Source organism: Rhizobacter koreensis (assembly GCF_013366375.1).
Lineage (GTDB): Bacteria > Pseudomonadota > Gammaproteobacteria > Burkholderiales > Burkholderiaceae_C > Schlegelella_A > Schlegelella_A koreensis.
The window spans coordinates 203,165-229,606 of record NZ_JABWMJ010000003.1 but is presented as its reverse complement, the minus strand read 5'-3'; the positions used below and the strand labels follow the sequence as shown (position 1 = coordinate 229,606).

22 protein-coding genes and 1 tRNA gene are annotated in these 26,442 nt (G+C 70.7%); 13 read left to right on the top strand and 10 right to left on the bottom strand.

Features of this window, described 5'->3' with window-relative positions; genetic code table 11:
- Window positions 1–160 precede the first annotated feature (160 nt).
- The 5 genes from accB to HQN59_RS07980 are packed head-to-tail and all read left to right on the top strand — an operon-like array spanning window position 161 to window position 5,722.
- Window positions 161–646, top strand: a complete 486-nt coding sequence (gene accB / locus HQN59_RS08000) for an acetyl-CoA carboxylase biotin carboxyl carrier protein (protein ID WP_176067917.1) — start codon at window positions 161–163, stop codon at window positions 644–646.
- 37 nt (window positions 647–683) lie between these two features.
- Window positions 684–2,033, top strand: coding sequence for an acetyl-CoA carboxylase biotin carboxylase subunit (gene accC, locus HQN59_RS07995; RefSeq protein ID WP_176067915.1), 1,350 nt, complete (start codon window positions 684–686; stop codon window positions 2,031–2,033).
- A gap of 14 nt (window positions 2,034–2,047) precedes the next feature.
- Entirely contained in the window at window positions 2,048–2,974 is a 927-nt protein-coding gene (gene prmA, locus HQN59_RS07990; protein WP_176067913.1) for a 50S ribosomal protein L11 methyltransferase, read from the top strand.
- Window positions 2,975–2,980: 6 nt separating this feature from the next.
- Window positions 2,981–4,801 carry a zinc-ribbon and DUF3426 domain-containing protein gene (locus tag HQN59_RS07985; protein WP_176068455.1) on the top strand — a complete coding sequence of 607 codons (1,821 nt, stop codon included), beginning with the start codon at window positions 2,981–2,983 and terminating at the stop codon, window positions 4,799–4,801.
- Between the two features lie 18 nt (window positions 4,802–4,819).
- The gene (locus HQN59_RS07980; RefSeq protein ID WP_176067911.1) at window positions 4,820–5,722 is read left to right on the top strand and encodes a carbohydrate kinase family protein; all 903 of its coding nucleotides are present in this window, start codon (window positions 4,820–4,822) and stop codon (window positions 5,720–5,722) included.
- 119 nt (window positions 5,723–5,841) lie between these two features.
- Here the strand turns inward: HQN59_RS07980 and HQN59_RS07975 are convergent, their stop codons facing one another.
- The 8 genes from HQN59_RS07975 to HQN59_RS07940 form a co-directional block, all read right to left on the bottom strand.
- Window positions 5,842–6,282 carry a histone gene (locus HQN59_RS07975; protein ID WP_176067909.1) on the bottom strand — a complete coding sequence of 147 codons (441 nt, stop codon included), beginning with the start codon at window positions 6,280–6,282 and terminating at the stop codon, window positions 5,842–5,844.
- Window positions 6,283–6,629: 347 nt separating this feature from the next.
- On the bottom strand, window positions 6,630–7,856 hold the full coding sequence (locus tag HQN59_RS07970) for a ribonucleotide-diphosphate reductase subunit beta (RefSeq protein WP_176067907.1): 1,227 nt from the start codon (window positions 7,854–7,856) through the stop codon (window positions 6,630–6,632).
- A gap of 157 nt (window positions 7,857–8,013) precedes the next feature.
- Window positions 8,014–10,923 carry a ribonucleoside-diphosphate reductase subunit alpha gene (locus HQN59_RS07965; protein ID WP_176067905.1) on the bottom strand — a complete coding sequence of 970 codons (2,910 nt, stop codon included), beginning with the start codon at window positions 10,921–10,923 and terminating at the stop codon, window positions 8,014–8,016.
- Window positions 10,924–11,186: 263 nt separating this feature from the next.
- Window positions 11,187–11,783: a 1,6-anhydro-N-acetylmuramyl-L-alanine amidase AmpD gene (ampD, locus tag HQN59_RS07960; protein WP_425342696.1), complete on the bottom strand. Its 597-nt coding sequence runs from the start codon at window positions 11,781–11,783 to the stop codon at window positions 11,187–11,189.
- A 43-nt stretch (window positions 11,784–11,826) separates the two neighbouring features.
- Window positions 11,827–13,443 (bottom strand): sigma-54-dependent transcriptional regulator, encoded by a 1,617-nt coding sequence (locus HQN59_RS07955; RefSeq protein WP_176067901.1) that lies wholly within the window; start codon window positions 13,441–13,443, stop codon window positions 11,827–11,829.
- A 122-nt stretch (window positions 13,444–13,565) separates the two neighbouring features.
- The gene (locus HQN59_RS07950) at window positions 13,566–15,437 is read right to left on the bottom strand and encodes a sensor histidine kinase (protein WP_342451155.1); all 1,872 of its coding nucleotides are present in this window, start codon (window positions 15,435–15,437) and stop codon (window positions 13,566–13,568) included.
- Between the two features lie 28 nt (window positions 15,438–15,465).
- On the bottom strand, window positions 15,466–15,708 hold the full coding sequence (locus tag HQN59_RS07945) for a PP0621 family protein (RefSeq protein WP_176067899.1): 243 nt from the start codon (window positions 15,706–15,708) through the stop codon (window positions 15,466–15,468).
- A gap of 4 nt (window positions 15,709–15,712) precedes the next feature.
- Window positions 15,713–16,570 carry a cytochrome C assembly family protein gene (locus HQN59_RS07940; protein WP_176067897.1) on the bottom strand — a complete coding sequence of 286 codons (858 nt, stop codon included), beginning with the start codon at window positions 16,568–16,570 and terminating at the stop codon, window positions 15,713–15,715.
- A gap of 45 nt (window positions 16,571–16,615) precedes the next feature.
- On the opposite strand from HQN59_RS07940, the gene ffh reads away from it, so the two are divergent.
- Complete coding sequence (gene ffh / locus HQN59_RS07935) at window positions 16,616–17,986, top strand: signal recognition particle protein (RefSeq protein ID WP_176067888.1); 1,371 nt, start codon at window positions 16,616–16,618, stop codon at window positions 17,984–17,986.
- A gap of 40 nt (window positions 17,987–18,026) precedes the next feature.
- Window positions 18,027–18,776: a DUF2726 domain-containing protein gene (locus HQN59_RS07930; RefSeq protein WP_176067886.1), complete on the top strand. Its 750-nt coding sequence runs from the start codon at window positions 18,027–18,029 to the stop codon at window positions 18,774–18,776.
- A 211-nt stretch (window positions 18,777–18,987) separates the two neighbouring features.
- On the opposite strand, the gene ftsY is transcribed toward HQN59_RS07930, so the two are convergent.
- Entirely contained in the window at window positions 18,988–20,337 is a 1,350-nt protein-coding gene (gene ftsY / locus HQN59_RS07925) for a signal recognition particle-docking protein FtsY (RefSeq protein WP_176068451.1), read from the bottom strand.
- Between the two features lie 461 nt (window positions 20,338–20,798).
- Here ftsY and HQN59_RS07920 point away from each other — a divergent pair.
- The 3 genes from HQN59_RS07920 to miaB all read left to right on the top strand — a co-directional run bounded on the left by HQN59_RS07920 (window position 20,799) and on the right by miaB (window position 22,725).
- Window positions 20,799–20,875, top strand: a tRNA-Met gene (locus HQN59_RS07920).
- 87 nt (window positions 20,876–20,962) lie between these two features.
- The gene (locus tag HQN59_RS07915; RefSeq protein WP_176067884.1) at window positions 20,963–21,346 is read left to right on the top strand and encodes a hypothetical protein; all 384 of its coding nucleotides are present in this window, start codon (window positions 20,963–20,965) and stop codon (window positions 21,344–21,346) included.
- Window positions 21,304–22,725, top strand: coding sequence for a tRNA (N6-isopentenyl adenosine(37)-C2)-methylthiotransferase MiaB (gene miaB, locus HQN59_RS07910; RefSeq protein ID WP_176067881.1), 1,422 nt, complete (start codon window positions 21,304–21,306; stop codon window positions 22,723–22,725). Before HQN59_RS07915 ends, miaB begins: the two co-directional genes overlap by 43 nt.
- Before the next feature lie 76 nt (window positions 22,726–22,801).
- On the opposite strand, the gene HQN59_RS07905 is transcribed toward miaB, so the two are convergent.
- The gene (locus HQN59_RS07905; RefSeq protein WP_176067879.1) at window positions 22,802–23,074 is read right to left on the bottom strand and encodes a hypothetical protein; all 273 of its coding nucleotides are present in this window, start codon (window positions 23,072–23,074) and stop codon (window positions 22,802–22,804) included.
- An 83-nt stretch (window positions 23,075–23,157) separates the two neighbouring features.
- On the opposite strand from HQN59_RS07905, the gene hemA reads away from it, so the two are divergent.
- The 3 genes from hemA to prmC are packed head-to-tail and all read left to right on the top strand — an operon-like array spanning window position 23,158 to window position 26,438.
- Entirely contained in the window at window positions 23,158–24,444 is a 1,287-nt protein-coding gene (gene hemA, locus HQN59_RS07900; RefSeq protein WP_176067877.1) for a glutamyl-tRNA reductase, read from the top strand.
- 60 nt (window positions 24,445–24,504) lie between these two features.
- The gene (prfA, locus tag HQN59_RS07895; protein WP_176067875.1) at window positions 24,505–25,605 is read left to right on the top strand and encodes a peptide chain release factor 1; all 1,101 of its coding nucleotides are present in this window, start codon (window positions 24,505–24,507) and stop codon (window positions 25,603–25,605) included.
- The gene (gene prmC, locus HQN59_RS07890; protein ID WP_176067873.1) at window positions 25,602–26,438 is read left to right on the top strand and encodes a peptide chain release factor N(5)-glutamine methyltransferase; all 837 of its coding nucleotides are present in this window, start codon (window positions 25,602–25,604) and stop codon (window positions 26,436–26,438) included. Before prfA ends, prmC begins: the two co-directional genes overlap by 4 nt.
- Window positions 26,439–26,442: the final 4 nt, after the last annotated feature.

The window sequence follows — 26,442 nt, the reverse complement described above, 5'->3', positions numbered from 1 at the left end:
GGTGATCGCGCGGCACGAACGAAACTTTGTCAACGCCCGGGAATGGTGAGCATTCGGCGTAAAGTCTCGCGCTTCGCCAACGATTTGCGGCTCTACGGGCCAGTGGCGTGTTGATCTCAAGCCGGCGCTCGCGCCGGCTTTTTCTGGCGGAGCGGGCTGAATGGATCTGCGAAAACTCAAGACCCTGATCGATCTCGTGTCGGACTCGAACATCTCCGAACTCGAGATCGTCGAGGCCGACGGCAAGGTGCGCATCGTGAAGGCCGGCCCTGCGGCAGCGCCGGCGCCAGCCGGCACCTGGGTCGCGGCACCCATGCCGGCGGGCCTGAACGGCAACGGCAACGGCAACGGCAACGGTTCGGGCGCGGCGGCAGTGGGCGGCGACCGTCTCGCCGAGGAAGCTCCCGACCCGGGGCACCCGGTCAAGTCGCCGATGGTCGGCACCTTCTACCGCGCGGCGAGCCCGGGCGCGGCGCCTTTCGTGCAGGTCGGCGCGGCCGTCAAGGTCGGCGATCCGATCTGCATCATCGAGGCGATGAAGATCATGAACGAGATCGAGGCCGACAAGGCCGGTACGGTGCGCGAGATCCTCTGCGAGGACGGCCAGGCGGTCGAGTTCGGCCAGCCGCTCCTCATCATCGACTGAGCCGCCGTCGGACGACGCGCGGCCGAGCCGAGAATCCATGTTCAAGAAAATCCTGATCGCGAACCGGGGCGAGATCGCGCTGCGCATTCAGCGCGCGTGCCGCGAACTCGACGTGAAGTCGGTGGTCGTCTACTCCGAGGCAGACCGCGACGCCAAGTACGTCAAGCTCGCCGACGAAGCCGTCTGCATTGGCCCGGCGCCGTCGGCGCAGAGCTACCTGAACATGCCGGCGATCATCGCGACCGCCGAGGTGACCGACGCCGAGGCGATCCACCCCGGCTACGGGTTCCTCTCCGAGAACGCCGACTTCGCCGAGCGCGTCGAGCGCAGCGGCTTCACCTTCATCGGCCCGACGTCCGAGTCGATCCGGCTGATGGGCGACAAGGTCTCGGCCAAGCAGGCCATGATCAAGTCGGGTGTGCCGTGCGTGCCGGGTTCCGACGGCGCCCTGCCCGATGAGCCCTCCGAGGTCATCAAGGCGGCGCGCGCAGTCGGCTATCCGGTGATCATCAAGGCATCCGGTGGCGGCGGCGGGCGCGGCATGCGCGTCGTCCACACCGAGGCGGCGCTGTTGTCGGCGGTGCAGACCACGCGCGCGGAAGCCGGTTCGGCGTTCGGGAACCCCGCGGTCTACATGGAGAAGTTCCTCGAGAACCCGCGCCATATCGAGATCCAGGTGCTCGCCGACCAGCACAAGAACGCCGTCTGGCTCGGCGAGCGCGACTGCTCGATGCAGCGCCGCCACCAGAAGATCATCGAGGAGGCGCCGGCCCCGGGCGTGCCGCGGCGCCTGATCGAGCGCATCGGCGAACGCTGCGCCGCCGCCTGCCGCAAGATCGGCTACCGCGGCGCCGGCACCTTCGAGTTCCTCTACGAGAACGGCGAGTTCTTCTTCATCGAGATGAACACCCGGGTGCAGGTCGAGCACCCGGTCACCGAACTCGTCACCGGCATCGACATCGTGCAGATGCAGATCCGCATCGCGGCCGGGGAGAAGCTGCCGTTCGCGCAGCGCAACGTGCCGTGCCGCGGCCATGCCATCGAGTGCCGCGTGAACGCCGAGGACCCGTACAAGTTCACGCCCTCGCCCGGCCGCGTGACCATGTGGCACCCGCCCGGCGGCCCCGGCGTGCGGGTCGACTCGCACGCGTACACCAATTACGTGGTTCCGCCCAACTACGACTCGATGATCGGCAAGATCATCGTCCATGGCGACACCCGCCAGCAGGCGCTGGCGCGCATGCGCACCGCGCTGTCGGAGACGGTGGTCGAAGGCATCTCGACCAACATCCCGCTGCACCGCGACCTGATGGTCGACACCAAGTTCGTCGAGGGCGGAACCAGCATCCACTACCTCGAAGGCTGGCTCGACCGGCACAAGCGCTGAGGGCGGGCGGCACGATGGTCGAGCTGACCTTCAGCGCCCCGGCGTCGATCGTCGAGGCGGCGTCCGACCTGCTGCTCGACGTCCACGACGCGCTGTCGGTGTCGGTGGAAGACGCCGATGCCGGCACCGACCACGAGCGCCCGCTGTTCGGCGAGCCCGGCTCCACCGCCGACGACACGAGCTGGGAGCACGCCGTCGTCAAGGTGCTGTTCGCGAGCGACGACCACGCCACCGCCGCGGCGGCCGCGGTGATGGCCGCGTTCGCCGAGGACGGCGCCGCGGTGCAGTCGATCCGCGACGTCGACGAGGTCGACTGGGTGCGCCGCACGCAGTCGCAGTTCGCGCCGGTGCACGTCGCCGAAAACTTCTGGATCGTGCCGAGCTGGCACGAGCCGCCGGCCGGCGCCACCCGCGTGATCCGGCTCGACCCCGGGCTGGCGTTCGGCACCGGCACGCACCCGACGACGCGCATGTGCCTGCGCTGGATCGCCGAACGAGCCGGCCCGGGCGACGCGCCGGGCGCGCGCTGGCAGCGCGTCATCGACTACGGCTGCGGTTCCGGCATCCTCGCGATCGGCGCGATGCTGTGCGGCGCCGGAGCAGTCGACGCGGTCGACATCGACCCGCCGGCGCTCGAGGCGACGCGTGCCAACGCCGAGGCGAACGGCGTCCGCGTGCACGTCGGCGCGCCCGAGATCGCGAACGGACCGTACGACCTCGTGATCGCCAACATCCTCGCGACGCCGCTGACCCTGCTCGCCCCCCTTCTGTCGGACCTCGCCGCGCCCGGCGGCGACCTGATCCTCGCCGGCATCCTGGAGCGCCAGACCGACGCCCTGAAGGCCGCCTACGCGCCCTGGCTCGACATCGACGTCGCCGACCGCGAGGACGGCTGGGTGCTGTTGACCGGCCGGCGCGCCGGCCCGCCCGGTCGGGCCTGAGCGGCGATGAGCCTCGCGACGCGCTGCGCGTTCTGCGGAACGGCATTCCGGGTCGTCGAGGACCAGCTCAAGGTCTCCGACGGCTGGGTTCGCTGCGGACAGTGCAACCAGGTCTTCAACGGCCGCGCGGGGCTGATCGAGCTGGGCGCGGAGCCGCTCCCCTCGGATCCTTCAGAGCGGGGCCGAACCCCGTTCGCACCGACCCCGGACGTTGCCGAATCCCGGGAAGCGTCGCCGGGGCCGACCGGTGCGGCATCGCCAGCGCCGACACGCCCGCACACGTCGCCGGACGCGAAAGCCGTTGCGCCAGAGGCGACCCCCGGCTCGCGCGACGATGCCGTCGCAGCCGCCTCGACTGCGGTGCTCGGCCTGACCGCAGGCAGCGGTGCGACGTCGCCCGAGCCGCTGGCCGAGCCTGGGCCGTTCCGGATCGGCCTGGTCGACGCGCCGGGTCCGTCGGCCGACCTGGGTATGGCCGGCGAATCCGAGGCGCTGCCCAGCGGCACCGCACCGGTCGACCAGGCGGACACCACCGCGCCCTCGATGGGCGCCCTGCTCGCCCGCGAGTCGACCGACGTCGCGCAGGCACCTGCCGCGCGCCTCCCGGCGCCTGGCGAGACAGCGCAGGCCGGCGAGGCGCTCGCCGGGCCGGACCCGAGTCCGCAGCATCCTGTCACCGGGTCGGGAGGCGCCGAAATTCCGGCGCACGCTGCGTCGGCGGCCAGCAGCCTCGATGAAGCCTCCGTATCGACGCCGGCGGCTCCAGGCTCTGCGGGCGCTGCGCTGCCGGCGCGCGAAACGGCGGCACCGGATCAGCGGCCGTCCGACGAGGCCGACCCAGCCTCTGTGGTGCCGGCCGCAAGCTTTCCGGCGTCGTCGGCGATCGAGCCGGACCGCGCCGAGCCATCCGGCCCGGGCCCCCATGAGCCGCCCGCGCTGCCGCCTGGGGACGCCTCGAGAACCGCCGAGCCGCTGCCCGACAGCGCGCACGACACCTCGCCGGAGATCCACGTCGTGTTCGCCGACCCGGGCCATGCGACTCCCGCGACCACTCTGGCAAGCAGCCAGGTAGGCGAGGGGCGGGTACACGCCGACGGCGACGCCGATGCCGCCGAGCACTGGCTCGTTCCGGCCAGCCACGCGGGCTCCGGCGAGCTCGGAGAGCGCGCCGACCAACGCGAGCGCAGTCACGGCGACGACAGCACCGGTCCCGGCGACCGGGTCGAGCGCCGCGACGCTGCGAGCTCGATCCCGGCCGCTCTCGAATCGCCCGAGCCGGTCACGACCACCGAGAGTGCGGCGGCCTCTCCCGGCGACCTCCCCACCTTCCTGCAAGTCCCCGAACGTCCGTCCCGCTGGCAGGGCCGTCGCGCGCGTGCGCTGCTCATCGCAATCGTCGCCGCCGCCGCGCTCGTCCTGCTCGGCCAGATCGCTCACCACTTTCGCGACGCGCTCGCGGCGCGGGTGCCGGCGACCCGTGGCGCACTCGAAGCCTGGTGCGGCCTCGTCGGCTGCCGCGTCGAGGCCCCCCGCGCGATCGACCAGATCACGCTCGACAGCAGCGCGCTGCTGCGCGATCCCACGCTCGACGCCTTCCGCCTGAGCGTGACGCTGCGCAGCCGCGGGACGGTCGCGCTGGCGATGCCATCGTTCGACCTGCGCCTCACCGACTCGGCCGGCACCCTGGTCGCGCGCCGCATGCTGACGCCCCGCGAGCTCGGCGCGCCGGCCCTGCTGCAACCGGGCAGCGAACTCGCGCTGCACGCGCTGCTGGCGGTGCGCGAGGCGCGCGTCACCGGCTACACCGTCGAAATCTTCTACCCCTGAACCGCCCCACCCCAAACCATGCCTGCACTGATCTGTGGCTCGCTCGCCTTCGACACCATCGCCACCTTCCCGGGCCGCTTCGCACAGCAGATCCTGCCCGAGCAGCTGCACATCCTGAACGTGTCGTTCCTCGTACCGACGATGCGGCGCGAGTTCGGCGGCTGCGCCGGCAACATCGCCTATTCGTTGGCCCAGCTCGGCGGCGAGCCGGTGGTGATGGCAGCGGTGGGCGGCGACGGCGCCGGCTACGTCGAGCGCATCGCGGGCTGGGGCGCCCGCACCGACCTGATCCGGCAGGTCGACGACGCGTTCACCGCGCAGGCGATCATCATCACCGACGTCGACAACAACCAGATCACCGCGTTCCACCCGGGCGCGATGCAATCGGCGCACGAGACCGCGGTTCCCGCCGATGCGTCGATCCGCATCGGCATCGTCGCGCCCGACGGCCGCGACGCGATGCTGCAGCATGCCGCCCAGCTGGCGGACGCGGGCGTGCCGTTCATCTTCGATCCGGGTCAGGGCCTGCCGATGTTCGACGGACCCGAACTCGCGCGCTTCGTCGAGCAGGCGAGCTGGGTCGCGCTCAACGACTACGAGGCACGCATGCTGTGCGACCGCGTCGGCACCACGATCGAGGCGCTCTCGCGCTCGCATCTGCGCGGCGTCGTCGTCACGCTCGGGGCCGAGGGCTGCGAGGTGTGGCAGCAAGGTGTGCGCACCCTGGTGCCCGGCGTCAAGGCCGATGCGGTGGTCGACCCCACCGGGTGCGGTGACGCGTTCCGCGCCGCCCTGCTCTACGGCCTCGAGCGCGACTGGGCGCTCGCGCGTTGCGCCGAGCTCGGCAATCGCCTCGGTGCGATCAAGATCGCGAGCCGCGGCGGCCAGAACCACACGCTCGATTCCGCACGGCTCGGCTGATCAGGAGCCGTCGTTGCCGCCTGCGATGCGCGGCGGCTCGACCTCACCGCGACGTCGTTCGCGCTCGGGAAAACAAAAGCCCGGCCGAAGCCGGGCTTGACAGAGGCGTATGCCGCTCGTCAGGGCTTGCTGCCCGTCGGGAACGGCCACGCGGCTTGCGGGCTGAGCGAGGTCTTCGCCGGTGCCGAAGGTGCCGACGCAGGAGCCGCCGCCGTGCCGCCCGACGCCTTCTTGGCGGCCTTCTTGCCGGCCGCCTTCTTGGCCGGGGCCTTTTTGGTCGCGGGCGCCTTCTTGGCGGCGGCCTTCTTGGTCGCGGCCTTCTTGACCGCCGTCTTCGCACCCGCGCTCTTGGCGCTCGTGCGGGTGCCGGCGGCGCTCTTGGCACCAGCCGTCTTCGCGCCTGCCGTCTTGCCGGCCGTGCTCTTGGCGCTCGCCTTCTTGGCAGCCATCTTCTTCATCGGCGCCGTCTTCGCGGTCGCCTTCTTCGCGGTTGCCGCCTTCTTCACGGGCGCGGTCTTGCCGGCCGCCTTCTTGGCCGTCGCCTTTTTCGCAGTTGCCATGACGTTCTCCTTGATCAAGTGGAAAGGAACCGCGGGCGGCTCGGGCCGGCCCCGCAGCTATTCATCGCCCGCGACTGCCCAGGAGGGGCGTCGCCGGTGCGATGAATGGGAAAGCCAGCCGCCCGCACCGCTTCTGTGTCGGTGCATCGCGTCTGGCGGGTCTTGATCGCTCGACGAGTCACTTGGTCTCGTTCTGTCCTTGTTGTCGGTGTGTTAGGCAGGTTGCGGGCCTGCGCCGATTTGGTGGTGAGATGACCCGTTGCGGTCCGGCTCACCCCGGGCGCTTGCAAGCGCCCGGGGCTGACGCAGGCACGCGACAGGACGCAGGTCCTGTCGCGTGTCCGGCGTCAGTCCCACGACAGCGCGCCTCCGCTTTGGTAGTCGATGACGCGGGTCTCGAAGAAGTTGCGCTCCTTCTTGAGGTCGATCATCTCGCTCATCCACGGGAACGGGTTCTCCTCGTTGGGGAACAGTTCCTCCAGGCCGATCTGGGTGGCGCGGCGGTTCGCGATGTAGCGGAGGTACCCCTTGAACATCGACGCGTTCATGCCGAGCACGCCGCGCGGCATGGTGTCTTCGGCATAGCGGTACTCGAGCGCCACCGCCTGCTCGAACAGGCTCCGGATCTCGGCCTTGAACTCGGCGGTCCAGAGCTGCGGGTTCTCGGCCTTGATCTGGTTGATGAGGTCGATGCCGAAGTTGCAGTGCATCGACTCGTCGCGCAGGATGTACTGGTACTGCTCGGCCGCGCCGGTCATCTTGTTCTGCCGGCCGAGGGCGAGGATCTGCGTGAAGCCGACGTAGAAGAAGAGGCCTTCCATCAGGCAAGCGAAGACGATCAGCGACTTCAGCAGCGTGCGGTCGTTCTCGATCGTGCCGGTGTGGAAGTTCGGATCCATGATCGCCTCGATGAACGGCAACAGGAACTCGTCCTTGTCGCGGATCGATGCGACCTCGTGGTACGCGTTGAAGAGCTCGCTCTCGTCGAGCCCGAGCGATTCGACGATGTACTGGTAGGCGTGCGTATGGATCGCCTCCTCGAACGCCTGGCGCAACAGGAACTGCCGGCATTCGGGGGCGGTGATGTGCCGGTAGGTACCGAGCACGATGTTGTTGGCCGCCAGCGAGTCGGCGGTCACGAAGAAGCCGAGGTTGCGCTTGACGATGCGGCGCTCGTCTTCGGTGAGGCCGGTCGGGCTCTTCCACGTCGCGATGTCGCGCGACATGTTCACCTCCTGCGGCATCCAGTGGTTCGCGCAGGTGGCGAGGTACTTCTCCCACGCCCACTTGTACTTGAACGGGACCAGCTGGTTGACGTCGGTCTCGCCGTTGATGATGCGCTTGTCGGCCGCCCGCACGCGGCGCGTGCTGACCGGCTTGGCGGCGTTCGATGCAACGCTTGCCGCGGCGCGCGCGGCGGGCGGCACCGATGCCTGACCGAGCCTGATCGGATCGGCTTCGGGAAGGCTGAGCGACGGCGACGATGGTGCGACCGGCGGCACCGCCAGCGGGCCTTGAGGTGCTCCCGCGAGGTTGGGCTTCGCGGGCTTGATGTCTTCTTCCCAGACCAACATCGTGATGATTTCCTGTGCGTCGAATTATGAGAGTCTCAGGCGATAAGCCCAAGTACTTGTTGACGGTTTGCACGACGATCGGCAGGGCAACGCGAAGCCTTGTTGCAGCATCGCATCGACCCTTTTGACCAACGTTGCCGTCGGAGCGATCGAGCCCTTACTGGCAGGCCTCGCAACCCGGGTCGTCGAGCGCGCAGAACTTGACGTCGCTGGCCGCATCGACCGCCGTCGGCGCGAGCGTCTCGGCCGGCGCGGGGCGCGCGGCCTTAACTGGCGCGGCCGCGAGGCCGTCGCTGCCGGCACCGCTCGACACCGCGTTGAGCTGACCCGACTTCACCGTCGACTTCTCGGCGTTGGTCGCGCTCATCGTGCGCAGGTAGTACGTGGTCTTGAGACCGCGCTGCCACGCGAGCTTGTACGTCTCGTCGAGCTTCTTGCCCGAGACGCCCGCCATGTAGATGTTGAGCGACTGGGCCTGGTCGATCCACTTCTGGCGCCGCGCGGCGGCCTCGACGAGCCAGTGCGTCTCAATCTCGAACGCGGTCGCGTACAGCGCCTTCAGGTTCTCGGGCACGCGGTCGATGCGGCGCAGCGAACCGTCGAAGTGCTTGAGGTCCATGACCATCACGTCGTCCCAGAGGCCGAGCTTCTTGAGGTCGCGAACGAGGTACTCGTTGACCACCGTGAACTCGCCCGAGAGGTTCGACTTGACCGACAGGTTGCCGAACGACGGCTCGATCGACGCACTGACGCCGACGATGTTCGAGATGGTCGCGGTCGGCGCGATCGCGACGCAGTTCGAGTTGCGCATGCCGTGCACCGCAATGCGCTGGCGCAGCGCGTCCCAGTCGAGCGCGCTGCTGCGGTCGATGTCGACGTAGCCGCCACGCTGCTCGGCGAGCAGATCGAGCGTGTCCATCGGCAGCACGCCGCGGTCCCACAGCGAGCCGCGATAGCTCGAATAGCGGCCGCGCTCGGCGGCGAGCTCGGTCGAGGCCCAGTAGGCGTAGTAGCACACCGCCTCCATCGAGCGGTCGGCGAACTCGACGGCGGCTTCCGACGCGTACGGCGTCCCGGTCTCGTAGAGGGCGTCCTGGAAGCCCATGATGCCGAGGCCGACTGGGCGATGGCGCAGGTTCGAGTCGCGCGCCTTGCGCACCGCGTAGTAGTTGATGTCAATCACGTTGTCGAGCATCCGCATCGCGGTGGCGATGGTGCGCTGCAGCTTGGGATGGTCGATCCGACCGTCCTTGACGTGATGCGCGAGGTTCACGGAGCCCAGGTTGCAGACCGCGATCTCGGTCTCGCTGGTGTTGAGCGTGATCTCGGTGCAGAGGTTGCTCGAGTGCACGACGCCGACGTGCTGCTGCGGCGAGCGCACGTTGCAGGCGTCCTTGAACGTGATCCAGGGGTGCCCGGTCTCGAACAGCATCGTCAGCATGCGGCGCCAGAGGTCGGCCGCCTTCATCTTCTTGAAGAGCTTGATCTCGCCGCGCGCGACCTTGTCTTCGTAGGCGGTATAGGCCGCCTCGAAGTCGGTGCCGAACTTGTCGTGCAGGTCGGGGCAGGTGCTCGGCGAGAACAGGGTCCACTCGCCGCCTTCCATCACGCGCTTCATGAACAGGTCGGGGACCCAGTTGGCGGTGTTCATGTCGTGCGTGCGGCGGCGATCGTCGCCGGTGTTCTTGCGCAGCTCGAGGAACTCCTCGATGTCGAGGTGCCAGGTCTCGAGGTACGCGCAGACCGCGCCCTTGCGCTTGCCGCCCTGGTTGACCGCGACCGCGGTGTCGTTGACGACCTTCAGGAACGGCACCACGCCCTGGCTCTTGCCGTTGGTGCCCTTGATGTGGCTGCCGAGCGCGCGCACGTTGGTCCAGTCGTTGCCCAGACCGCCGGCGAACTTGGACAGCAGCGCGTTCTCCTTGAGCGCCTCGTAGATGCCGTCGAGGTCGTCGGCCACCGTCGTGAGATAGCAGCTCGAAAGCTGCGAGCGGCGCGTTCCCGAATTGAACAGGGTCGGCGTCGAGCTCATGAAGTCGAACGTCGAGAGCACCTCGTAGAACTCGATCGCGCGCGCCTCGCGGTCGACCTCGCCCAGGGCCAGGCCCATCGCCACCCGCATGTAGAACGCCTGCGGCATTTCGATGCGGACGTCGTCGACGTGCAGGAAGTAGCGGTCGTAGAGCGTCTGCAGGCCGAGGTAGTCGAACTGCAGGTCGCGATCGGCCTTCAGCGCGGCGCCGAGCCGGGCGAGGTCGAACTGCATCAGGCGCTCGTCGAGCAGCTCGGCGTTGACGCCGCGCTTGATGAACTGCGCAAAGTAGTCGGGGTAGCGCAGCGCCATGTCGGATTGCAGCAGCTCTTCGCCGACGATCTCGCGGCGGATCGTGTGCAGCAGCAGGCGTGCGGTGGCGCGGCTGTAGCCCGGGTCGCGCTCGATCAGCGTGCGCGCGGCGAGGATCGCCGCCTTGTGCACCTCGTCGATCGGCACACCGTCGTACAGGTTGCGCTTGGTCTCGGCGAGGATCGGCTCGGGGCGGACGTCGACGCCGAGGTCGGCACACGCCGATTCGATGAGCGTCTGCAGACGGCCGAGGTCGAGCGGCACGCGCTGACCGCGGTCGGTGACCGTGATCGCCGGCTCGACGGCCTCTGGAGCGCGGCCGCCCTTGGCACGCTCCTGCGCGCGGCGCTCGCGGTACAGCACGTAGGCACGTGCGACCTCGTGGTGGCCACCGCGCATGAGGCCGAGCTCGACCTGGTCCTGCACGTCCTCGATGTGGAAGGTGCCGCCGCCCGGGCGCGAGCGCAGCAGCGCGCGCACCACTGACTCGGTCAGGCCGTCGACGGTCTCGCGAACGCTCGCCGACGCGGCGCCCTGCGTGCCGTGCACCGCGAGGAAGGCCTTCATCAGCGCGACCGCGATCTTGTTCGGCTCGAACGCGACCACCGCGCCGTTGCGCCGCAGGATCTGATAGCCCTCGTACGCGGAGGGGCTGCCGGCAGGTCGGGTGGCGGGTCGCAGCACGGTCGCCGGGGGTGCGCTCGGAACGGTGATGGTTTGCATGGGACTCCCTGTGAGTGGGTGGCCGCACGTGGGCGGCCGGAGGTCGGGAACCGCGCTGAGGCCGACGCACGCAGCGTCGACAATGCGGTTCGCGAAAGACGTTGTTCTCGGGCGGTGATGCCGATCGCGGGGCCCCTTCGGGCGTTTCGCGAGCGGCGTCAGGATAACACCGCCAGGACACTATATCTGGGGTCTTCCGGCCGTTCAACCACTACGTATAGCGTTTTTCGTGCACGGGAACCCCGCACGAAACGGACCTGATTTCAAGCGTCCTTACGTTCGGTTGCGGGCGCCGCGAGACCTGCGAAGGCGACGTCGCGCCAGCCCAGCGAGGCTTCGAGCCGGGCCCAGTCGAAGCCCGGACCCGGATCGAGCTTGCGCCCTGGTGCGACATGTTCGTGACCTGCGACGGCGTCGATCGGATGACGCTTTCGCAGGTCGCCGAGCAGGCGCGCGAGGGCCTCGTACTGGGGCCCTTCGAAGGTCTCGCCTTCAAGCCCTTCGAGCTCGATGCCGACCGAATAGTCGTTGCAGTTCGGGCGGCCTTGCCAGACCGAGGCACCGGCATGCCATGCGCGGTCGTCGGTCGAGACGAACTGCACGAGCCCGCCGGCGCGCCGGATCACGAAGTGTGCCGAGACCTCGAGGCCACGAATCGACTCGAAATACGGATGCAGGCTCCAGTCGAGCCGGTTGGTGAACAGCCGCTCGATCGCGTCGCCGCCATACACGCCCGGCGGCAGGCTGATCGAATGGACCAATGCGAGGGTCACGAGGGTCGCGGGCGGCCGCGAACCGAAGTTCGGCGAAGGGACATGACGAGCCGGCACGTACCAGCCGCCGTTCCACGTCGTCGTCATGCTCATCGATCCCGACGCACGGCCGCCGCGCGCGGCAGCGTGATCACGTGTCGCTGCCGGCGGTGACGCCGAGGCGCGCCATGCGGTAGCGCATCTGCCGCAGCGAGAGTCCGAGGCTCGCGCCCGCCGCGGTGCGGTTGAAGCGATGCTGCTCGAGGGCGCGCACGAGGATGTCGCGCTCGACGTCGTCGAGGTATTTCGCGAGGTCGTTCGGCAGCGGCTCGCGCGCCATCGCGAACGATGCAGGCACGTCTTCGGCTTCGATCGCGGGCGACACCGGCAGGCTCCCCGGCGCGCTGTCGCCCGCCCCGTCGAGTTCGCCGAGGCCGAGGTCGTCGGCATCGATCTCGTCGCCGCCCGAGAGCGCCACCGCGCGGTGCAGCAGGTTCTCGAGCTCGCGGACGTTGCCGGGGAACGAATGGCGCGCGAGCTGCGCCAACGCGGCGGGCGTGAGCCGCGGCGGCGGCCACACGCCGGCGTCGCGCGACAGCCTCTCGAGCACGCGCTCGCTCACCGCGACCAGGTCCTCGAGGCGCTCGCGCAAGGGCGGCACGCGGATCTGGATCACGTTGAGCCGGTAATAGAGATCCTGGCGAAACTGGCCGGCCTGCACCTCGGCGCCCAAGTCCTTGTGGGTCGCGCTCAGCAGCCGCACGTCGACCGGCGTCTCGGCGACGGCGCCGACCGGGCGGACCGAGCGTTCCTGGATCGCGCGCAGCAGCTTGGACTGCATCGAGAGCGGCAGGTCGCCGATCTCGTCGAGGAACAGCGTGCCGCCGCTGGCCGCCTGGAAGAACCCCTCGCGATCGTCGGCGGCGCCGGTGAAGGCGCCCTTGCGATAGCCGAAGAACTCGGCCTCGAGCAGCTGCTCCGGAATCGCACCGCAGTTGACCGCGACGAACGGCTGCGCATGGCGCACGCTCACCGCGTGGATGGCACGGGCGACCAGCTCCTTGCCGGTACCCGACTCGCCGCTGATCAGCACCGGCGCCATGCTGCGCGCCACCTTCTCGACCAGCGAGCGCACCTGCTTCATCGCCGCCGACTGCCCCGCCATGCGTTCGAGTGCCTGGCTCGCCGGCGACGCGGAGACAGGCCTGGCGCGCGACGGCGCAGCGGCTTCGGCAGTGCGCGCGGCCGCGGCGCTGCCGCCGGTGCCCGGATGGCCGCCGTTGCTGCCGGCACCGGCGCCGCCGGCGCTGGCGCCACCGCCATTGCCGCCGGCGCTGCCGCCGCCGCCGTTCGATGGCAGGCTGCCCGCCGCTGGCGGCGTCGGTGCACCGCCACCGCGCCCGAGCGCCGAGGCGATCACCGCGCGGAACTGCTTCAGGTCGACCGGTTTGGTCAGGTAGTCGTAGGCGCCGGCCTTCAGCGCCTCGACCGCGTTCTCGGCCGAGCCGTAGGCGGTGATGACGATCGTCTTCTCGCGCCGCGAGCGGTCCTCGAGCCAGCGCAGCAGGTCGAGGCCGCTGCCATCGGGCAGCCGCATGTCGGTGATGACGGCGCTGTAGCTGCGCTCGGCAAGGTGCTCGAGTGCGTCCTGCACGCTGCCGGCGGTGTCGAGCTCGTAGCCCTCGCGCAGCAGCGTCAGCTCGTAGAGCGTGCGCAGATCCGGCTCGTCGTCGACGATCAGCAGAGTGAAGCTCGAGGCGGTGGCCATGCGCGAACGCTAGCAGGCTCGGGCGCGCGGTGCCGCTGCACCGGGCGCGGAGCGCGCGTGCCCGCGCAGGAGCCTCGCGGCACGACAGCGCAGCGCCTCGGGGCACTCGTGACCCGCGGTCTTCAAGCCCACGGCCCCAGGTGCAGCCGGCTCTCGATCGTGCCGAGCTGAGCGCGCCGCATCTCGACGAAGAACTCGTTGCGCAGGCGCTCGTCGGCAGGCCGAAGCCGGTAGTCGATGCTCGCGCCATAGCGCGCGCAGAGCTCGCGGCAGATGTAGAGGCCGAGTCCGGTGCCGCGGCTGCGCGTCGAGAAGAACGGCTCGAAGAGATGCGGCTCGACGTCGTCGGGGATCGGCGCGCCGTCGCTGCACACGCTCAGGAGCACCGCCTCGTCGCCCTGCGCCGCGACGCGCAGCCACACCGAGCCCGGTGCGCCGCTCGCATGGCGATGCGCGTTGTCGAGCAGGTTGACGAGCACGCGGCGCAGGTGCTCCGGGTCGAAGACGACGCCGAGCGCCTCGGCCGGCAGGTCGGCCTTCAGCACGCTGCGCTCGCCGAGCGCGACGCGGTTGGCGCGCGCCCACTCGCTGCACAGCGCGCCGACGTGCGCCGTCGCGTCGATCGGCACCAGGTCCTGCACCTGGCCCGGCGCGACCTCCATCACGTCGTCGACGATGCGCTTGAGGCGCTCGACGTTGTCCGCGACCATCTTCATCAGCTGGCGCTGCCCGGGGTCGGTGGCATCTTCCGAAAGCAGCGCATTGGCCTGCGAGATCGCCGCGAGCGGATTGCGGATCTCGTGGGCGACGCCGGCCGAGACCCGGCCCATCGCGGCGAGCTGCTCCTGACGGCTGCGCGCCTGCACGCTGCGCAGGTCCTCGATGAACAGCACGCAGAACTCCTCGCGCGCCGGCGAGTCGCGCCGCCACGTGAAACGCATGCGCGCGCGCAGCGTGCGCGGCGGAGCACCCTCGAACGCCAACACGACGTCGCGACCGGCTTCGGGCCAGCTCGCGTCGTGGAACGCCCGCTCGACCGCCTTGACGAGCTCGTGCCAGGCCGGCATGTCGCGCAGGTCGAACGGCGCGGCGCGCGCCAGGCCCTCGGGCGCCAGCAGCCGCCGCGCCGCCGGGTTGGCGGCACGCACCTGCCCGTCGCGGTCGACGACCAGCACGCCGTCCTGCATCTCCTCGATGACCAGGCGATTGAGCTGGGCCTGCTGGCGTGCGAGCGCGAGGCTGCCGCGCGCGCTCAGCTCCTCGCGGGCGAGGCGGCGCGCCAGCTCGCCGGCGATCAGTGCGATCACGAAGAAGCCGCTGCCGGCAAGGCCCGCCTGCGTCATGAGGAGCGTGAGGTCGTCGCCGGTCAGCCAGTCGAGCCAGGCCGCCGCCAGCAGCGCGAGCGTCGCCGCCGCGGCGGTCGCGAGCGCCGGCAGGCGCGGTGTCAGCACGCCCGCCATCAGCACGGGCAACGCGAGCAGCGCCACGTAGTTGAAGCTCGACGCCGGCGCCAGCACGTGCAGGCTGGTGAAGCTGACGAGGTCCGCACCGATGGTCGCGATCCACTGCGGGCTGCGCAGGCGCGCCAGCGATTGCGCGGTGCCGGTGCGCCGGAAGCGCGGCAGCAGCCACATGCTGATCGCGAGCGCGGCGTAGCCGACGCTCAGCAGCGCGACCGGCTGCGCGGGCCTGAGGCCGAACACGCCCGCGACGCCGAGGGTGCCGACGAGCGCGACGCCGAGTGCCGCACGCGCCGCGATGAAGGCCCGATAGATGCGCTCGAAAGTCGACGTCGCGTCCACCGCATCGAGGTCGACCATCGGCGACTCGAACGGCGCGCGATCGTGCGCCGGATCGTCGTCCCACCATGCGTTGGCCTCGGCGTCGTCCGCGCGAAAGCCGCTGTCGAGCCCGCCGCCGAACGAGCCGAACCACGACTCGTCGGCGTCGGGCGGCCGCCGCCGTGGGCTCGAACGCCGCAGGGCGCCGCTCACACTCGCCAGCGGCAGAAAGCCGCCCTGCTCATGCCTTGCGGCCGTCCCGCTCGAAGGCGATGCGGTGCTCGCGACCGCAGAACACCGAGCTGCCGTCGACCAGCGCCTCGTCGCGCGGCAGGTGCACGCCGCAATAGGCGCACGCGACCATCGGCTGCGGCGCCGCGGAACGCGAGCCGCGCGGCGCCCTGCGGCCGCCGGTGCGCCGGCGCCCGCCGAACATCAGCCAGAACAGGATCGCGACGGCAATCAGGACGAGGACGATCTTCATCGCGTCACCCGCCCGTCGGTCCGCGATGCAGCAGCACCTCGAGCACGAAGCGCGAGCCCACGTAGGCGAGCAGCAGCAACAGTGCCCCCGCATAGAGCCAGCGCGTGGCCTTGATGCCGCGCCAGCCGAAGCGGTAACGCCCGATCACCAGCGCGGCGAAGACGAGCCAGCCGAGCAGCGAGAACACGGTCTTGTGATCCCAGCGCCAGGGATGAGCGAACACCGCACCGAACACCAGCGCCGCCGACAACATCGCGAAGCCGGCCGTGACGAAGCGGAACGTCAGGCGCTCGAGCCGCAGCAGCGGAATGCCTTCCACGGGCGGTGCCGGCGCCGCCAGGACCGGTGCGGCGGGGTTGCCTCGCAGCTGGCGCTCGGCACGGTCGAGCAGCGCCGCGTGCAGCACCGCGACGCCGAACAGCCCGTACGACGCGAGGCCCAGCATCCAGTGCAGCGGCGCCCACGGCGAGCCGACGTTCGGATGCAGCCGGCCGGGAAAGCACCAGGCGAGCGCGACCACCGCGACGCCAAGCAGCGCGAGCTTGCGTCGCGCGCCCGGCAGCGGAACCACGCGCGCCTCGAGCTGGTAGACGCCGAGCACCAGCCACAAGGTGGCCGACAGCGCCGGGGCGAAGCCGAAGCGCGCGCCGGAGGTCACCGAGCCGATGCCGGCGACGTCGACGGCGATCGCGATGCCGTGGGCGATCCAGCCGACCAGGAGCGCGCTGCGCAGGAGGGACGCCGATCGCTCGCCCGGCAGTGCCGCGACGGCGTACGCGAGGAGCGCGCAGACCGTGGGCAGACCGAACGCGAGGCCCGCCGCCACGGCGCCGTCGCCGGGGGGGCCGAACGATAGAATCATCGACCGGAGTGTACTGATCCGCTTCGTCGCGGAGCGGCACAACCCATGGCATCGAATCTCACCGACCGCCTGAGTCGTCTCGTCAAGACGATGCGCGGTCAGGCCCGCATCACCGAGGACAACGTGCAGGACATGCTGCGCGAAGTCCGGATGGCGCTGCTCGAGGCCGACGTCGCGCTGCCGGTGGTGCGCGACTTCATCGCCCGCGTCAAGGAACGCGCGCTCGGCCAGGAAGTCGTCGGCTCGCTCTCGCCGGGCCAGGCCTTCGTCGGCATCGTGCACCGCGAGCTCGCCGCGACGATGGGCGCCGGCGTCGCCGACATCAACCTCGCGACGCAGCCGCCCGCGGTCATCCTGATGGCTGGCCTGCAGGGCGCCGGCAAGACGACCACGACCGCCAAGCTCGCCAAGCACCTGATCGAGCGCCGCAAGAAGAAGGTGCTCACCGTCTCGGCCGACGTCTACCGCCCGGCGGCGATCGACCAGCTCAAGGTGGTGACCCGCCAGGCCGGCGCCGAATGGTTCCCGTCGAGCGCGAGCGACCAGCCGCTCGCGATCGCGCAGGCCGCGCTCGACCACGCGCGGCGCCACTATCACGACGTCCTGATCGTCGACACCGCCGGGCGCCTGGCGATCGACGAGAAGCTGATGGCCGAGATCCGCGACCTGCACGCGGCGCTCAAGCCGGTCGAGACGCTGTTCGTCGTCGACGCGATGCAGGGTCAGGACGCGGTCAACACCGCCAAGGCGTTCCGCGAAGCGCTGCCGCTCACCGGCATCGTGCTGACCAAGCTCGACGGCGATGCGCGTGGCGGCGCCGCGCTCTCGGTCAAGACCATCGCCGGCGCACCGATCAAGTTCGCCGGCGTCAGCGAGAAGATCGACGGGCTCGAGGTGTTCGACGCCGAGCGCCATGCCGGCCGCGTGCTCGGCATGGGCGACATCGTCGGCCTGGTCGAGGAGGTCCAGAAGGGCGTCGACATGGCGGCGGCGCAGAAGCTCGCCGACAAGGTCAAGTCCGGGACCGGGTTCGATCTGAACGACTTCCTGTCGCAGATTTCACAGATGAAGAAGATGGGAGGTCTCGGCGGCCTCATGGACAAGTTACCGTCGCAGCTGACGGGAAAAGCGGGCCAGATCGGCCCGGCGGAGATGGAGCGCGCCGAGCGCGACGTCCGCCGCATGGAGGGGATCATCTGCTCGATGACCCCGCTCGAACGCCGCAAACCCGAGATCCTGAAGGCCACGCGCAAGCGCCGCATCGCGGCCGGCGCGGGCGTCCAGGTTCAGGATGTCAACCGTCTGCTGAACCAGTTCGAGCAGATGCGAGACATGATGAAGAAGATGAAGGGCGGCGGCATGATGAAGATGATGAAGCGCATGGCCGGCGCCAAGGGGCTCGGCGGCTTGCGCTGACCGGCTCCGCCTACGTTCCACCGCTCCACCGGGCCTGCCGATGCCGTTCGACCTGACCACCGCCTTCGTGATCCTGATGGCCTCGGCGCTGCCGCTGGTCTGGTGGTTCGGCAAGCGCAGCGCGCTCGCCACGCGTGCCGAAGCGATCGAAGACCGCGTCGACACGCTCATCGGCTGGGCCCCCGAGCCGACGCGCATCCTGAAGAAGCCCGAGCGTCTGGCCTACAGCACGCTCAAGCTCGCCCTGCCCGGCTACATGATCGTGTCGCAGGTGCCGATCGCGCGCTTCATCGACGTGCCCAAGCGCAACTCCTACGGCGAGTGGATGCGGCGCATCGGCGCGCACTGTGCGGACTTCGTGATCTGCGACGTCACCTCGAAGGTGCTCGCGGTGGTCGAGGTGCGGCCGCAGGTCGAGCAGATGGACGCCGCGACGCGGGCCCGCCTCGATCGCATGGAGCGCACGCTCACCGCCGCGCAGATCCCGCTGCACATCTGGCGCGAGGACCAGTTGCCGATGGTCGAGGTCGCGCGCGCCCGCCTGGTGCCCGACGCGCCCGCGATCCCCGAGCGCGTGAAGGCGCGACAGGCGGCGAAGGCGGCACGCCTGGCCGCTGCGGCATCGGCCGGCGCAGGCGCGGCGGCGCTCGCCGACAGCGCGCACGGCCCGTTCGACGGCGACCTGCGCGAGGCGCCCGACCAGGAGGTCATCGAGGTGCTCGAGCCGAACGCGATTTCGTGGTTCGACGACATGGACACCGTGTCGCCGGGGCTCGTTCCCGCGCGCTGAGCGGCACGTGGTGCCGCGCGGCTCGCTGCCGCACTGCTCCGACGGCGTGACGGTCGGGGCGTCGTCGGCCTGAGTTGGTTCAGCCCGCGCCCCGCACCGTCCGCTTCTGTCGTCCGCTCACCGCACGCTGCGTGAGCAGGAAACGGCCTGACCATTTCCTGAACGGCGCCGCTCGTGCGGCCGCGAGCCCGCGCCGCCTCGGCCCGACGAATCAGCCGACCAGCGCGCGCGCGAACTCGCGCGCGCGGAACGTTTGCAGGTCCTCGAGCTTCTCGCCGACGCCGATGAAGTAGACCGGCAGCGGACGCGGCCGCTCGGACGACCAGAGCGCTACTGCGGCCAGCACGCCGCCCTTGGCGGTGCCGTCGAGCTTGGTGATGACGAGCCCGCTGAGGTCGAGCGCTTCATCGAACAGCTTGACCTGCGAGAGCGCGTTCTGTCCGGTGTTGCCGTCGATCACCAGCAGCACCTCGTGCGGCGCGCCGGCCTGCGCCTTGCCGATCACGCGGCGGATCTTCTTCAGCTCCTCCATCAGGTGGAGCTGGGTCGTCAGGCGCCCGGCGGTGTCGACGAGGACCACGTCGCAGTCGCGTGCGCGCCCCGCGGTGACCGCGTCGAAAGTGACACCCGCCGGATCGCCGCCTTCCTGACCGACGATCTCGACCTGACCGCGCGGACGTGCCGACATGCCCGGCACGTCGGCGCGCTGCGCCCACGCCGCGAGCTGCTCACGGGCGGCCGCGCGGAAGGTGTCAGCGGCGGCGAGCAGCACCTTCTGTTCGTGCTCGACCAGGTGGCGCGCGAGCTTGCCGACGCTGGTGGTCTTGCCGGCGCCGTTGACCCCGACCACCATCATCACGGTCGGCGTGTGCTCGCCCACCACGAGCGACTTCTCGAGCGGCTTCAACAGGTCGGCAAGCGCGTCGATCAGAAGGCCCTTGATCGCCGGGACGTCCTTGGCCGCGGTGCGGCGCACCCGCTGCTTCAGGTCCTCGAGCAGGTACTCGGTCGCACGACCGCCGGCGTCGGCCTGCAGCAGCGCGGCCTCGAGGTCTTCGTAGAGCGCGTCGTCGATCCGGGTCGCAACGAACACCTGCGTGATCGATGCACCGGTCTTGCGAAGGCCGCTCTTCAGGCGCGAGAGCCAGGCGGCACGGCCGGGCTCGGCGGCGGCGTCGACCTCCGGCTCCGGGTCATCGTCGCGCGCGCCGAACGCCTTCGCGGTGATCGTGGTGGGCGCACTCGGCCGTGGCGCAGGTGCCGGCCGCGGGGCCACCGACGGTGCGGCGGGTCGATCGCTGCGCAGTGCTTCGGGCGCTAGGGGCGGCGAACCGGCAAGGGGCGGCGCAACAGACGCGGCGGTCGATGCAGCCGGTTCCGCAGGAGTTTCGTCCGCCGACGGCGTGGATGCAGGGGCTGTCGCCGGCGCCCGTCCGGCTGTCGCGAACGTCGGCGCGAACGTCGGGGCCGGCGGCGCGGACGGCGCTGCGGCGGGCGCGGACAACGGCTCGGGTTGCGCCACCGGTGCTGCCGGCGCTGCAGGTGCCACCGAGGGCGCCATGGGTGCCGCTGGTCCGGCATGCGGCACGGGCTCTGGCGTCACCGGCGCGAGAGCCGTCGGCGCGCCCACGGCCGGCGCAAGTTGCACCCGACGATCCGCATCTCCGGAGCGCGGTTCCTCGAATGCCAGCGTTGCGGGCGGGCTCGGCTCCGCGCGTCCGGCGGGCGCCGGCTCGACCGGCCCCGGCGGCGGGGCGGCAGCGCGCTCGGCGCTGCCCGGTACCACCCAGTTGCGCAGACGCTCCGCAAGCGTGGGTGCCGGTGCCGGCGCGGCTGCAGGAGTTTCGAGCTCGGAGGCGGGTGCGCCCGGCGCGGGCGCTGCAGGCTCCGGCGCGGGCTTCTTCTTGAAGAAAGAGAACATGAAGAGCGACCTGGGAAGGCCGGCGCGATGACCGGCGTGGTGGCATTGTCGATCGACCGGCGGGCAGCCGTCGTGACGGGTCGCTTATACTTGCGGGCTCAGGCGCTTTAGCTCAGTCGGTTAGAGCGACGGAATCATAATCCGCAGGTCCGGGGTTCGAATCCCTGAAGCGCCACCAGATCCCCGGCTCCGTCTTCGCAAGACCGGGGCCGTTTTTCTTTGTCGGCGCAGCCCTCGCCGTACCGGCATTCGCCAAGACCGCCCGATGTACCGACGCGCCCTCGCCGCCTTCTTTCTCGCGAGCCTCGCCGCGCTGCCCGCGGCGGCGCAGGTGCAGCGCAGCTTCCCGGCCGATGCGCTGCGGGGCACCCTCGTCATCAACGACCCGCCCGAGGCGACGCTCAACGGCCGCCCGGCCCGGCTTGCGCCCGGCGCCCGCATCCGCACTGCCGAGAACATGATGGCGATGTCGGCGAGCCTGGTCGGCGCGCGCCTCCTGGTGCACTACACGCTCGACACGCTCGGCCTGGTCAAGGACGTCTGGATCCTCACGCCCGAGGAAGCCGCGAAGCGGCCGTGGCCGACCACCCCGCAACAGGCGCAGCAATGGGTGTTCGACCCGGCCGCGCAAGTCTGGAGCCGGCCGTGAGGAGCGAGCGCACGCCCAAGCACGTGTTCATCAAGACGTTCGGCTGCCAGATGAACGTCTACGACTCCGACAAGATGGTCGACGTGCTGCACGAGGCCGACGGGTACGAGCGGACCGACGACGTCGAGAGCGCCGACCTCATCCTCTTCAACACCTGCTCGGTGCGCGAGAAGGCACAGGAGAAGGTGTTCAGCGACCTCGGCCGCATCAAGCACCTCAAGGCCAAGGGCGTGCTGATCGGCGTCGGCGGCTGCGTCGCGAGCCAGGAAGGCGCCGCCATCGTCGAGCGCGCGCCCTACGTCGACGTGGTGTTCGGGCCGCAGACGCTGCACCGGCTGCCGGCGATGCTCGACGCGCGGCGGCGCGCGGCGCGCCCGCAGGTCGACATCAGCTTCCCGGAGATCGAGAAGTTCGACCACCTGCCGCCGGCGCGCGTCGAGGGCTCGACCGCGTTCGTCTCGATCATGGAAGGCTGCTCCAAGTACTGCAGCTACTGCGTGGTGCCTTACACGCGGGGCGAGGAGGTCTCGCGGCCGCTCGACGACGTGCTGATCGAGGTCGCGGGCCTCGCGGATCAGGGCGTGCGCGAAGTGACGCTGCTCGGCCAGAACGTCAACGCGTACCGCGCTCCGATGGGTGGCACGAGCGAGATCGCCGATTTCGCGACCCTGATCGAGCTGATTGCCGAGATCCCCGGCATCGCCCGCATCCGTTACACCACGAGCCATCCGAAGGAGTTCACGCAGCGCCTGATCGACGTCTACGCGCGCGTGCCGCAGCTCGTCGACCACGTGCACCTGCCGGTCCAGCACGGCAGCGACCGCATCCTTGCCGCCATGAAGCGCGGCTACACCGCCCTCGAGTTCAAGAACACGGTGCGGCGCCTGCGCGCGGTGCGCCCGAACCTGTCGATCTCGAGCGACTTCATCGTCGGCTTTCCGGGCGAGACCGCGGCCGACCACGCCCAGACGATGGCGCTGATCGAACGCGTCGGCTTCGACCACAGCTTCAGCTTCGTGTTCAGCCCTCGGCCCGGCACGCCGGCGGCGTCGCTGGCCGACGACACGCCGGCGGCCGAGAAGCTCGCCCGCCTTGCGGAGCTGCAGGCGGCGATCGAGGCGCAGGGGCACGCAATCAGCCGGGCCCGCGTCGGCACCGTGCAACGCATCCTCGTCGAAGGCCGCTCGCGCAAGGACGCCGGCGAGCTGTCGGGCCGCACCGAGTGCAACCGCGTCGTCAACTTCGCGGGGCCGGCGCCGCTCGTGGGTCAGCTGGTCGACGTGACGATCAGCGAGGTGCGCGGCCACACCCTGCGCGCGGTCTGGCGGCCGGACGCGGCGTTCCGAACGCCGCTTGGCGCCGTGACGCAGCCGGCGTGACGGCGTTGCCGGGCGCCCTCGAACGCCCTCTCACGACGGGCGCCGCCGGTGCGGGCGCTGCGGCCCGAGTGAGGTCTCAGCGCCGGAACCCGGCCCACCAGAGCGCCGTGCCCGCCGCAACCACCACCGCGGCGTACGTCGCGATCTTGCCGTCCTGGCTGAACACCACGAGCCCGGCGATCAGCACCACGGCCGACGCTGCGGTGGTCCAGCCGACGAGTCGCAGCCAGGGCGCGCTCTTGAGGTCGCGGCGCCACAGCAGCTTGGCAAAGCTCGGCGTGATCACGCCGACGCCCACCGCCGGCGCGAAGAAGTTGGCGAGGTGCCAGAGCAGATCGAGCGGACCCATCCCGTCCTTTGTGTCGAAGGGCGGCGTCCGCCGGCCGCACCGCCCCGGGGCAGGGGCATGGCCGCAAATTTTATAATTGGCCGATGAGCGTTTTCGCGCTGGGGCTCAACCACACGACGGCGCCGCTCGATCTGCGCGGCCGGATCTCGTTCGCCCCCGAACAGCTCGGCGCGACACTGCGGAGCTTCCGTAGCCGTTTGCCGCGCGCCGACGAGGTCGCGATCGTCTCGACCTGCAACCGCACCGAGCTCTACCTTGGCGCGGACCGCGACATCGTGACGCCGGCGTTCGAGTGGCTCGCCGGCATCGGCGGGGTCGCGGGCGACGCCCTGCGGCCGCACGCCTACGTGCTCGAAGGCAGCTCGGCGGCGCGCCACGCGTTCCGCGTCGCCAGCGGGCTCGACTCGATGGTGCTCGGCGAGCCGCAGATCCTCGGCCAGATGAAGCAGTCGGTGCGCGAGGCCGACCAGGCCGGCACGCTCGGCGGCACGCTGCAGCAGATGTTCCAGCGCTCGTTCGCGGTCGCCAAGGAAGTTCGCTCCTCGACCGAGATCGGCGCCCACTCGATCAGCATGGCGGCCGCCGCCGTGCGCTTGGCCGCGCAGCTGTTCGAGGACCTCCGAGACACGCGGGTGCTGTTCGTCGGCGCCGGCGAGATGATCGAGCTCGCCGCGACCCACTTCGCCGCGCGCGCACCGAAGGCGATCGCAATTGCCAACCGCACCGCCGAGCGCGGCGCCGAGCTCGCCGCGCGCTTCGGCGGCGAGTCGATGCGCCTCGTCGACCTGCCGGCGCGGCTCGCCGAATTCGACATCGTGGTCTCGAGCACCGCGAGCTCGCTGCCGATCATCGGCCTCGGCGCCGTGGAAAGCGCGCTGAAAACGCGCCGGCACCGCCCGATGTTCATGGTCGACCTGGCGGTGCCACGCGACATCGAGTCCGAGGTCGGTCGCCTCGACGACGTCTACCTCTACACCGTCGACGACCTTTCGGCGCTGGTGCAGACCGCCGGCGAGAAGCGCGAAGCCGCGGTCGCGCAGGCCGAGGCGATCATCGAAGTCGGCGTGCGCAACTTCGAGGACTGGCTCGAGCAGCGTGACAGCGTGCCGCTGATCCAGGCTCTCAACGCGCAGGTCGATGATTGGCGCAGCGCCGAGATCGCGCGTGCGCGCAAGCTCCTCGCCTCGGGCGCCGATACCGACACGGTGCTCGACGCGCTCTCGAAGGGCCTCGCGCAGAAGATGCTGCACGGCACCCTGGTCGAGCTGCGGCGAGCCGAGCCGGCCGCGCGCGAGCGCCTCGGCGAGACGATTGCCCGCCTCTTCCTGCGCGGCGGCTCGCGCGGCGGGCCGGGCGCCACCCCCCGCTAGCGTCGCTCGCGGCTCGCCGCTCGCCGAGCGGCGCCGCAGCGCGCGCATCCGCACGCCCCCATGAAAGACAGCCTTCGCGAGCAGTTCGAGCGCCTCGCGCTGCGGCTCGCGGAACTCGACGCCACGCTCGCCGACGGCCACGTCGCGAGCGACATGAAGCGCTACCGCGAACTGACCCGCGAGCACGCCGAGGTGTCGAGCCTCGTCGAACGCTTCGACCGCTTCAGCCAGCGCGAGCGCGACCTCGCCGCGGCCCGCACCATGCTGGAGGAAAGCGCGGGCGATGCGGAGATGGCCGAACTCGCCGAAGAGGAGATCGGCGCCGCCGCTGCCGATGTCGACCGCCTCGACCTCGAACTGCAGACCGCCCTCCTGCCGCGAGATCCTGATGACGCCCGCAATGCGTTCGTCGAGATCCGCGCCGGCACCGGCGGCGACGAGTCGGCGCTGTTCGCCGCCGACGTGGCGCGCATGTACCTGCGGTTTGCCGAGCGCTCCGGCTGGCGCACCGAGATCATGTCCGAGAGCGCGAGCGACCTCGGCGGCTACCGCGAGATCGTGTTCCGGGTCGACGGTGCCGACGCGTTCGGCGCGCTCAAGTTCGAGTCGGGCGGGCATCGCGTCCAGCGCGTGCCGGTCACCGAAACCCAGGGGCGCATTCACACCAGCACCTGCACCGTGGCGGTGATGCCCGAGCCCGACGAAGCCGAGCAGATCGAGCTCGACCCCTCCGAGCTGCGCATCGACACCTTCCGCGCCAGCGGCGCCGGCGGCCAGCACGTCAACAAGACCGACAGTGCGATCCGCATCACGCACCTGCCGACCGGCATCGTCGCCGAGTGCCAGGACGACCGCTCGCAGCACCGCAACAAGGCCAAGGCGCTGGCGGTGCTGGTGGCGCGTCTGCGGGAGAAGGACCGCGCCGAGCGCCACGCCAAGGAAGCGGCGACCCGCAAGAGCCTGATCGGCAGCGGCGACCGCAGCGACCGCATCCGCACGTACAACTTCGCGCAGGGCCGCGTCACCGATCACCGGATCGGCCTCACGCTCTACAAGCTGCAGGCGATCCTCGACGGCGACCTGTCGGAGGTGATCGCCGCGCTGAAGGCGGCGCAGGCCGCCGACCAGCTCGCGGCGCTCGAGAGCGGCGGCGCGGCGTGAGCGTCACCGTCGCCGAGGCGCTGCGGCAGGCGCTGGCAGCGGGCCTCGCGCGCCTCGACGCACAGCTGCTGCTCGCAGAGCGGCTCGGCAAGCCGCGCAGCTGGCTGCTAGCCAACGACGACGCCGTGCTTGCGCCGGCCGATGCCGCGGCTGTCGAGGCATGGGTGCGGCGCCGCTCGGCGGGCGAGCCGCTCGCCTACCTGACCGGACGCAAGGACTTCCACGGTTTCACGTTCGCCGTGTCGCCCGACGTGCTGGTGCCGCGTCCCGACACCGAGGTGCTGGTCGACTGGGCGCTCGAGCTGCTCGCCGGCGGGCTGGCGGGTCTGGAACGCCCCGAGGTGGTCGACCTCGGCACCGGCAGCGGCGCCGTCGCCATCGCCATCGAGCGCCGCGCTCCGCGGGTCGCGATGCTCGCGACCGACGCCAGCGGCGCGGCGCTCGACGTCGCGCGCCGCAACGCAGCCGCCTTGCAGAGCACGGTCGCTTTCGCGTCCGGCTCGTGGTGGGGCGCGACGGGCACCCGGCGCTTCCATCTTGCGGTGAGCAACCCGCCGTACATCGCGCCCGACGACCCGCACTTGGCGGCGCTCGCGCACGAGCCGATCGACGCGCTGGTCGCCGACGACCACGGCACGGCGGCGCTGCGCGCGATCGTCGACGGCGCGCCGGCGCACCTCGAGCCGGGCGGCTGGCTGCTGCTCGAACACGGCCACGAGCAGGCGACGGTCGTGCAGGCCATGCTTTCCGCGCGCGGCTTCGACGCGGTCGAGACGCGCATCGACCTTGGCGCCAACCCGCGCTGCACAGGTGGCCGCTGGCGCTCGTCGTGACGGA

Coding starts and splice junctions, on each gene's coding strand:
- HQN59_RS07985 (WP_176068455.1), top strand. CDS start 2,981: ATGAGCCTCGCGACGCGCTGCGCGTTCTGCGGAACGGCATTCCGGGTC.
- HQN59_RS07975 (WP_176067909.1), bottom strand. CDS start 6,282: ATGGCAACTGCGAAAAAGGCGACGGCCAAGAAGGCGGCCGGCAAGACC.
- HQN59_RS07930 (WP_176067886.1), top strand. CDS start 18,027: ATGCCGTTCGACCTGACCACCGCCTTCGTGATCCTGATGGCCTCGGCG.
- ampD (WP_425342696.1), bottom strand. CDS start 11,783: ATGACGACGACGTGGAACGGCGGCTGGTACGTGCCGGCTCGTCATGTC.
- hemA (WP_176067877.1), top strand. CDS start 23,158: ATGAGCGTTTTCGCGCTGGGGCTCAACCACACGACGGCGCCGCTCGAT.
- HQN59_RS07940 (WP_176067897.1), bottom strand. CDS start 16,570: ATGATTCTATCGTTCGGCCCCCCCGGCGACGGCGCCGTGGCGGCGGGC.
- HQN59_RS07945 (WP_176067899.1), bottom strand. CDS start 15,708: ATGAAGATCGTCCTCGTCCTGATTGCCGTCGCGATCCTGTTCTGGCTG.
- miaB (WP_176067881.1), top strand. CDS start 21,304: ATGGGTGTTCGACCCGGCCGCGCAAGTCTGGAGCCGGCCGTGAGGAGC.
- accB (WP_176067917.1), top strand. CDS start 161: ATGGATCTGCGAAAACTCAAGACCCTGATCGATCTCGTGTCGGACTCG.
- accC (WP_176067915.1), top strand. CDS start 684: ATGTTCAAGAAAATCCTGATCGCGAACCGGGGCGAGATCGCGCTGCGC.
- prmA (WP_176067913.1), top strand. CDS start 2,048: ATGGTCGAGCTGACCTTCAGCGCCCCGGCGTCGATCGTCGAGGCGGCG.
- HQN59_RS07970 (WP_176067907.1), bottom strand. CDS start 7,856: ATGTTGGTCTGGGAAGAAGACATCAAGCCCGCGAAGCCCAACCTCGCG.
- prfA (WP_176067875.1), top strand. CDS start 24,505: ATGAAAGACAGCCTTCGCGAGCAGTTCGAGCGCCTCGCGCTGCGGCTC.
- HQN59_RS07965 (WP_176067905.1), bottom strand. CDS start 10,923: ATGCAAACCATCACCGTTCCGAGCGCACCCCCGGCGACCGTGCTGCGA.
- ftsY (WP_176068451.1), bottom strand. CDS start 20,337: ATGGCGCCCTCGGTGGCACCTGCAGCGCCGGCAGCACCGGTGGCGCAA.
- HQN59_RS07955 (WP_176067901.1), bottom strand. CDS start 13,443: ATGGCCACCGCCTCGAGCTTCACTCTGCTGATCGTCGACGACGAGCCG.
- HQN59_RS07980 (WP_176067911.1), top strand. CDS start 4,820: ATGCCTGCACTGATCTGTGGCTCGCTCGCCTTCGACACCATCGCCACC.
- ffh (WP_176067888.1), top strand. CDS start 16,616: ATGGCATCGAATCTCACCGACCGCCTGAGTCGTCTCGTCAAGACGATG.
- HQN59_RS07905 (WP_176067879.1), bottom strand. CDS start 23,074: ATGGGTCCGCTCGATCTGCTCTGGCACCTCGCCAACTTCTTCGCGCCG.
- HQN59_RS07915 (WP_176067884.1), top strand. CDS start 20,963: ATGTACCGACGCGCCCTCGCCGCCTTCTTTCTCGCGAGCCTCGCCGCG.